Genomic DNA, 6088 nt, shown 5'->3' with positions numbered 1-6088 from the left:
GGACCTCACCACCCCCCCCCCCCCCGGCCCTATGTGTTCCCGGCCCAGGGCCGTGGCCCCACCGCGTAAATGTGGGGGGGGGGGCGTGGGGGTGGCCCCCCCCCCACCGCCCTCTCCCCTTGTCTGCCGACGGCGGCAGCCTGAGCGGCCAGGGCCGCAGTTGCGGCTTCAGCGCGAGTTCGCGCAGCTGTGCCCGGGTCAGCGGGAACGTCTTCAGCACCGGCCCCTGCGAGCCCTTGCCCGAAGAGCCGGTCCAGTCACGGACGGCGAGGATGCTGCCGTCCTTCGACAGCAGCCGTGCCTCCAGTACCTCGCCGACGACCTTCACCAGGGTCGTCTGCACGAGGTCCTCGGCCTCGTCGCGGTTGCCGCACACCAGGTAGGCGCCGCAGAACAGCGCCGTGCGCCTGCCCTCGACGAAGGCGTGCAGTACCGCTTCCGCGCCCCGCGTCATCCGTCCTCCTCCCCGCCGGTCCACCGGGTACGGACCGTCTCACCCGTATCAGTGCGGTGGGACCCCTCCCAGGACGCAGCAGAGGCGGTACGAATTCTCGTACCGCCTCTGCTGCCGCGTGGCGCGGCCTACTTGAGGGCGAGGAGCAAGGTGTCCGACGGCGAGCACCACACCGCTCGCGCCTCGCCGAAGCCCTTCTCACGCAGCATGCGCGTGTGCCACTGCGCGGACGGCATGTCACCGTCGGCGTGCTCGCCGTAGATCTCGAAACGGCGGGCGGCCGGCTCGCCGAGGACGGGATCGTCGGCCGCCACCTGCCACCACTCGGCCCAGTCCAGGGCACCGTCCCGCTTGGCCTGATCCATACGGGCGTGCCGCTGGGCGCGCTCCGCCGCATTGATCCGGGGCGTGCTCGCGTCGATCATGTGGTCCGCGTTCATGAAGACACCACCGTCGCGGACCAGTTCCGCGACCCGACCGTAGAGGGCCGCGAGGGGATCGCTGTGCAGCCAGTGCAGGGCCGTGGCGGTCAGGACCGCGTCGTAGGAGTCGTACGGCAGTTTCGCCGGCCACTCGGGGTCCTTGAGGTCGGCCGTGACGAAGGAGACGCGGTCGTCGCCCTCGAAGGTGCCGCGCGCGATGGCGAGCAGAGCCGGGTCGAGATCGACCCCGGTGCTGGTGGCCTCGGGGAACCGCGCCAGCAGCCGGGCGCTGATGCTGCCGGTGCCGCAGGCGAGGTCGAGGACGCGCGGGGCCGTACCGACGAGCGCCTCGACCATGTCGAGCATGATGCGGAACCGCTCCTCGCGGTCCGGCATGTACCACTCCTGCTGCCGGTCCCAGCTCTCCTGCCACGCCGCCCAGTCGGTTCCGGTACCGGTGGTCATGGGATCCCCGTCTCCTCACGCACAAGTAATACCCTGGAAGCACGACCGGCTGTTACCCGACCGCAGACATGACCATAGAGCGCCTCGGTAAGGACTACAAGTGGAACTGGCCTATTACTCGGATTACGCCGTCCGTCTCGTCAACAGCGAGGAACCGGCCCGGGGCAAGGACTCCCTCACCTCGGTCGAGGCCATCCGTGACCTGTTCGGGGCGAACGCGTCGGCGGCCCGCCGCGCCACCGATACCGATGTCACGCGCTTCCGCTCGGTACGGGGCCGGCTGCGCTCCGTCTTCGAGGCGGCCGACAAGGGCGACGAGACCCTGGCCGTGGACCTGCTGAACTCCCTGCTGCTGGAGTTCCCGGTGAGCCCGCAGGTCTCGGGGCACGACCACCGGGACGAGGACGGCCGCCCGCTGTGGCACATGCACCTGGCCGACCACCCGTCCAACGCCACCGCCGGGTACGCGGCGATCGCCACCATGGGCCTGGCCTTCCATCTGACCGAGTACGGCGTCGACCGCCTCGGCCTGTGCCAGGCGGCCCCCTGCCGCAACGCCTACCTCGACACCTCGACGAACCGCTCCCGGCGCTACTGCTCGGACCGCTGCGCGACCCGCGCCAACGTGGCCGCCTACCGGGCCCGCAAACGCCTGGAGGCCGACCAACCGGGCAGCAGTGGCCTGGCGGCCGACAGCACCCAGCGCGCCAGCGCCAGCGGCGAGCGCTGACCGTCCTTGAGCGGCCGGTACCTGAACCGCGCCCTGCCCAGGATCAGCTCCTCCGGCACGACTCCGTAATCGGTGCTGTCCCCACCCGCGTACGGGTTGTCGCCGAGCACCCACCAGCCGCCCTCGCGCCGCTCCACGGCACGCTTGACGACCAGCAGGTCCTGCTGGAACGGATGACGCAGGACGACGATGTCCCCCGGCCTGATCGCGGCGCCGTACTGCAGCAGCAGCCGGTCGCCGTGGTGCAGCGTGGGCACCATGGACGGACCCGTCACCTCCGCCAGGCCGAAGGGTGCCCCGGCCCTCCCCCGCTCGGTCTCCTGCGACAGCTCAGGCATCCCCGGCACCTCCCCGGTCCGTTCCTCCACCAGTCTCAGTCTGACCCTGGACTTTTGTCCTAAGCCCTAGGGGGCACTCACGAAAACCGGTCCCTCAGGGAGTAATGTCGCACCTGAGAAGACGATCACGAGGAAGGAATGCTCCATGCTTTCCCGCCTGTTTGCCCCCAAGGTCAAGGTCAGCGCCCACTGCGACCTGCCCTGTGGCGTGTACGACCCGGCCCAGGCCCGCATCGAGGCGGAGTCGGTGAAGGCCGTCCAGGACAAGATGGCCGGCAACGACGACCCGCACTTCCAGGCGCGTGCCACCGTCATCAAGGAGCAGCGCGCCGAGCTGGCGAAGCACCACGTCTCCGTGCTGTGGAGCGACTACTTCAAGGCCCCGCACTTCGAGAAGTACCCGGAGCTGCACCAGCTGGTGAACGACACCCTGAAGGCCCTCTCGGCCGCCAAGGCGTCGACCGACCCGGCCACGGGCCAGAAGGCTCTGGACTACATCGCCCAGATCGACAAGATCTTCTGGGAGACCAAGAAGGCCTGATCTTCGATCACTCGACCTGTGACTTCTTTGGTCGCCTGGTCCATCTGTCCGCACCCGGTCCGCAGGCCGCCGAACACGGCGTCCATGGCGGTCCGGGTGCGGTCTTTTCGTCTGCACGCGCCGGCACGGCCGTCGCATCGGGCCGGAAAGACTCGCGTGCACATCGCTCCCGCCGAACCGGTCCGCCGCACCCGCCTCTGCGGAACTCCCTTTTCGGAAAACCGGCTTCGCCGCCACCCTCCGCGAAGCCGGCGGTCGCGACGCCCGGCCGTCACCCCTGGACGTGGTCCCGGTCGTCCTCGCCGGCCTCCAGCAGGCCGGCCGCGGCGCCGATGATGCGCGGGTCGGGCGTGCCGACGACCTCCTCGTCCTTGTCGCCGTACGCGAAGCGCGCCAGCACGCTGCGCATCGCCTCGACGCGGGCCCGCTTCTTGTCGTTGCTCTTCACCACGGTCCACGGGGCGTGCTCGGTGTCCGTCTCACGGAACATGGCGACCTTCGCCGCGGTGTACTCGTCCCAGCGGTCCAGGGAGGCCAGGTCCATCGGGCTGAGCTTCCACTGCCGTACGGGGTCGACCTGGCGGATCGTGAAGCGGGTGCGCTGCTCGCCCCGGGACACCGAGAACCAGAACTTGACCAGGTCCACACCGTCGTCGACGAGCATCCGCTCGAACAGCGGTGCCTGGCGCATGAAGCGCCGGTACTCGTCGTCCGTGCAGAAGCCCATCACCCGCTCGACACCGGCCCGGTTGTACCAGGAGCGGTCGAACAGCACGATCTCGCCGGCGGTCGGCAGGTGTTCGACGTACCGCTGGAGGTACCACTGCCCGCGCTCGCGCTCGGTCGGCTTCTCCAGCGCCACCACGCGCGCGCCGCGCGGGTTCAGATGCTCGGTGAACCGCTTGATCGTGCCGCCCTTGCCGGCCGCGTCCCGTCCCTCGAAGACGATGACGAGCCGGCGTCCGGTCGCCTTGATCCAGCTCTGCAGCTTCAGCAGTTCGATCTGCTGCAGCCGCTTGTGCCACTCGTACTCCTTGCGCTCCATCCGTTGGTCGTAGGGGTAGTTCTCCCGCCAGGTGTCGACGGGGGTGCCGTCGGGCCGGATCAGCGCGGGGTCGTCGTGGTCGGTGTGGTCGACCCGCAGGCCCTCCGTCATCAGAGGTGTCATCTCGTCCCCTTCCGGGTCAGTGGAACTGCGGCACGATCAGACAGATCCCGTACGCCACCACCGCCACGCAGGCGAGAAAGCACAGCCCCGCCTGGGCGAAGCCGAGGGACGAGGTGCCACCCGGCTGCTCGCGGGCGGTCTCGACCCGGGCGAGACCGAGGACGCCGAGGGCGAAGACGACGACCACCGCGACGGTGACGCCGATGCTCACCGCGGTGACCTGGCCGAGTGCGGTCCAGTCCAGATGCATGTCAGCTCTCCGTGGCTCAGGCGGCCGTGCCGACGTCGGTCGGCGCGGGGGTGCGGATGGCGACCTCGTGGTGGTCGTTGACGTTGTTCGCATGCACCGGGTTGCGGCGCGCGGCCAGGACGATGACCGCCGCGAGGGCGAGCGCGACCAGCGCGATCACCGCCGTACCGACGTTGCCGCCGTGCTTGACCACGCTCGCGGCGAGCCCGCCGGCCAGCGCGGCGGCGGGCAGGGTGATCAGCCAGGCGGCCACCATGCGGCCGGCGACGCCCCAGCGGACCTCCGCCAGCCGGCGGCCCAGGCCCGCACCGAGGATGCTGCCCGAGGCCACCTGGGTGGTGGACAGGGCGAAGCCGAGGTGGGCGGAGGTGAGGATCACGGTCGTGGAGGCCGTCTCGGCGGCGAAGCCCTGCGGGGACTGGATCTCGGTGAGGCCCTTGCCCATGGTGCGGATGATCCGCCAGCCGCCCAGGTAGGTGCCGAGGCCGATCGCGACACCCGCCGAGGCGATCACCCAGACCGGCGGCCCCGCCTCGTGGCCGAGCGCGCCCGCCGAGATCAGGGTGAGGGTGATGACGCCCATCGTCTTCTGCGCGTCGTTCGTGCCGTGCGCCAGCGAGACCAGCGAGGCCGAGGCAATCTGGCCGACCCGGAAGCCCTTGGTCACCGAGTCCCTGCGGGCCCGCTCGGTGAGCCGGTAGGCGAGGTAGGTGGCGATCAGCGCGGCGACGCCCGCCACCACCGGCGATGCCACCGCGGGGATCAGCACCTTCTCGACAACCTTGTCGAAGTGCACGCCGTCGGACCCCGCGCCGACCCAGACGGCCCCGACGAGCCCGCCGAACAGGGCGTGCGAGGAGCTGGACGGGAGGCCGGCGAGCCAGGTCAGGAGGTTCCACAGGATCGCCCCCACCAGACCGGCGAAGATCATCGCCGGCGTGACGAGCGTGTCGTCCACGATCCCGCCGGAGATCGTCTTGGCGACCTCGGTGGACAGGAATGCACCGACGATGTTCAGGACACCGCTCACCAGGACCGCCGTCCGTGGTTTCAGCGCCCCGGTCGCGATGGATGTCGCCATCGCGTTCGCCGTGTCGTGGAATCCGTTGGTGAAGTCGAAGGCCAGAGCCGTGACGATGACGACCGCCACGAGGAACGTGATGTGGTCCATTCCCCGAGGAAAGCAAGGGCAGGCCAATGCGAGGCGAACTGGAGGCGAAGGCCCAGTCGAACTCGGGGGACTCTGTTGTGTGTTCCTGTGCGAATGCGTTCTGTGCCAAGCTGAGGAGGTGACTCTGGAGGACCTGGTACGGCTGCGGCGGACACGCGACCGCATGGACCGCGAGTACGCGGAACCGCTCGACATGACCGAACTGGCCCGTGGCGCCCACATGTCGCCCGGCCACTTCCAGCGCAGCTTCCGCAAGGCCTTCGGGGAGACGCCGTACAGCTATCTGATGACCCGCCGGGTCGAGCGGGCCAAGGCGCTGCTGCGCCGCGGCGACCTCACCGTGACCGAGGTGTGCATGGCCGTGGGCTGTACGTCCCTCGGCTCCTTCAGCGCCCGCTTCACCGAGCTGGTCGGCCAGACCCCGAGCGCCTACCGGGCAGGCTCCCACGAGGAGAGCGCGGTGATCCCGTCCTGCGTGGCACGTACGTTCACCCGCCCCCGGCGCCGGCTGCACTGAGACGTTCCTCGCGCGGCGGCCCGGCGGGGCCT

8 protein-coding genes and 1 pseudogene are annotated in these 6088 nt (G+C 70.1%); 3 read left to right on the top strand and 6 right to left on the bottom strand.

Going from position 1 to position 6088, the window contains the following annotated elements; all coding sequences use genetic code 11:
• Positions 1-454, bottom strand: a pseudogene (locus ACIRU3_RS35695) (hypothetical protein); the annotation flags it as partial.
• Between the two features lie 128 nt (positions 455-582).
• Complete coding sequence (locus ACIRU3_RS35690; RefSeq protein WP_404065529.1) at positions 583-1341, bottom strand: class I SAM-dependent methyltransferase; 759 nt, start codon at positions 1339-1341, stop codon at positions 583-585.
• A 100-nt stretch (positions 1342-1441) separates the two neighbouring features.
• Here ACIRU3_RS35690 and ACIRU3_RS35685 point away from each other — a divergent pair, with 100 nt between their 5' ends.
• Positions 1442-2071, top strand: coding sequence for a CGNR zinc finger domain-containing protein (locus ACIRU3_RS35685; protein ID WP_404065526.1), 630 nt, complete (start codon positions 1442-1444; stop codon positions 2069-2071).
• On the opposite strand, the gene sodX is transcribed toward ACIRU3_RS35685, so the two are convergent.
• The gene (gene sodX / locus ACIRU3_RS35680; RefSeq protein ID WP_404065523.1) at positions 1975-2409 is read right to left on the bottom strand and encodes a nickel-type superoxide dismutase maturation protease; all 435 of its coding nucleotides are present in this window, start codon (positions 2407-2409) and stop codon (positions 1975-1977) included. The genes ACIRU3_RS35685 and sodX overlap by 97 nt on opposite strands.
• A 145-nt stretch (positions 2410-2554) precedes the next feature.
• Between sodX and sodN the strand changes: the two genes are divergently transcribed.
• Entirely contained in the window at positions 2555-2950 is a 396-nt protein-coding gene (gene sodN / locus ACIRU3_RS35675; protein WP_404065520.1) for a superoxide dismutase, Ni, read from the top strand.
• Positions 2951-3221: 271 nt separating this feature from the next.
• On the opposite strand, the gene ppk2 is transcribed toward sodN, so the two are convergent.
• The 3 genes from ppk2 to ACIRU3_RS35660 are packed head-to-tail and all read right to left on the bottom strand — an operon-like array spanning position 3222 to position 5539.
• Complete coding sequence (gene ppk2 / locus ACIRU3_RS35670; protein ID WP_404065518.1) at positions 3222-4118, bottom strand: polyphosphate kinase 2; 897 nt, start codon at positions 4116-4118, stop codon at positions 3222-3224.
• 16 nt (positions 4119-4134) lie between these two features.
• Entirely contained in the window at positions 4135-4368 is a 234-nt protein-coding gene (locus ACIRU3_RS35665; RefSeq protein WP_404065516.1) for a hypothetical protein, read from the bottom strand.
• Positions 4369-4384: 16 nt separating this feature from the next.
• Entirely contained in the window at positions 4385-5539 is a 1155-nt protein-coding gene (locus ACIRU3_RS35660) for an anion permease (protein ID WP_404065513.1), read from the bottom strand.
• 118 nt (positions 5540-5657) lie between these two features.
• Here ACIRU3_RS35660 and ACIRU3_RS35655 point away from each other — a divergent pair, with 118 nt between their 5' ends.
• Positions 5658-6056, top strand: coding sequence for a helix-turn-helix transcriptional regulator (locus ACIRU3_RS35655; protein ID WP_404065510.1), 399 nt, complete (start codon positions 5658-5660; stop codon positions 6054-6056).
• Positions 6057-6088 lie beyond the last annotated feature (32 nt).

It is taken from the genome of Streptomyces sp. NPDC101151, assembly GCF_044768335.1.
In the GTDB taxonomy this organism is placed as follows: Bacteria; Actinomycetota; Actinomycetes; order Streptomycetales; family Streptomycetaceae; genus Streptomyces.
Note: the sequence above shows the minus strand (reverse complement) of the source record. Positions and strands in the feature narration are given on the sequence as shown.